The sequence below is a fragment of the Gracilimonas halophila genome, assembly GCF_042684365.1.
Classification (GTDB): Bacteria; Bacteroidota; Rhodothermia; order Balneolales; family Balneolaceae; genus Gracilimonas; species Gracilimonas halophila.
The window spans coordinates 1-1,137 of the sequence record NZ_JBHULI010000015.1 but is presented as its reverse complement, the minus strand read 5'-3'; the positions used below and the strand labels follow the sequence as shown (position 1 = coordinate 1,137).

At 51.1% G+C, this 1,137-nt stretch carries 1 protein-coding gene; it reads right to left on the bottom strand.

Features of this window, described 5'->3' with window-relative positions; genetic code table 11:
* A partial coding sequence (locus ACFSVN_RS04970) for a PorV/PorQ family protein (protein WP_390299505.1) occupies positions 1 to 1,034 on the bottom strand: 1,034 nt, incomplete at its 3' end.
* Positions 1,035 to 1,137: the final 103 nt, after the last annotated feature.

Below are 1,137 nucleotides of genomic sequence, written 5' to 3'. Positions count from 1 at the left end.
GCCAGCTGTACACCGGCCCCTAAACTCACAAACTGCCGGTCACCATTGGCCGGATCTTCATGGTAATAACCCGCCCGGGCAAAAAATAACTCCTTAAACCCATATTCCACCCCAACACCGGCCATCAATTGTTCGCCTAACGTCAGCTCCGACATCCCCCCCGATGGCCCGGGCACGCGCACGGTCCCCCAGCTGTTCACCAATGCTTTAAACGGCCCCATAGCCACATAGCTGCTATCCCCATCCTGTATTTTTCTCTCTGTTCGTGCCATCAGCTTACTTACGTCAGCGGCCACGGTAAACCGGTGGTCGCCACCGCTCAGGTCGGCTCCAATACCAGCTCTTAAGGTCATTGGAAGGGGGTCACGAGTTTGCTCATCAAAATATTTTATGCCCGCTCCAAAATGCGAGAGGGAGCTCCCGGCGCGCCATTGCCCTTCCGAGTTCCCAAACTCATAGCGCAACGAACGCCAGCTCACTCCAAGGCTCAGCGAGGCAGAACGACCCGGACGGATCTGGAATCCGTTAACCGAAAGCCCGCTGGCCAAGCTGCTGTGTATATAGCTGCCCGAGGCTCCAACTGCCCAATGCCGGCCAACCCTACGGCCATACGATAAAGAAACAGCCGTTTCATAGTTCGCAAAACTACCGATCGTATACCCCTGGGCATCGCGCGTTATCTGCCCACCTAAGTTAAAATAGGTTACGTTCCCCCCCAATACACCACCAATTGATTCAACAGGTATGACCGCCGATAAGTGATCGTAATAGTAATCTAAACTCAGAGCAGGCAGCCAGTTCGCATGCGTTAACCCTACTTTCGGCTGGCTCTGCCAGCCTAATAAGCTTGGATTATACCACCCACCATTCACTCCTCGCAATGAGGTTACCCCTGCGCTTCCCATACCACTACTTGCCGCATCCGGGGTAATTCTCAAAAAAGGAACGGAGGTAATACCGGTTTGGCCGTGCACTTCTTGTATAGCTCCAACACTTGTACAAATCACCGCCGTTACTAAGATCCTCTTAACCATTTTTATAAAGGTCTTTTTTAATAGCTTTATTAACATCATTACACTCTTACTTGTTCATCAGGGTTAAAGAAATTGACTTGACAAAAACCTTTCCATCTTCTGC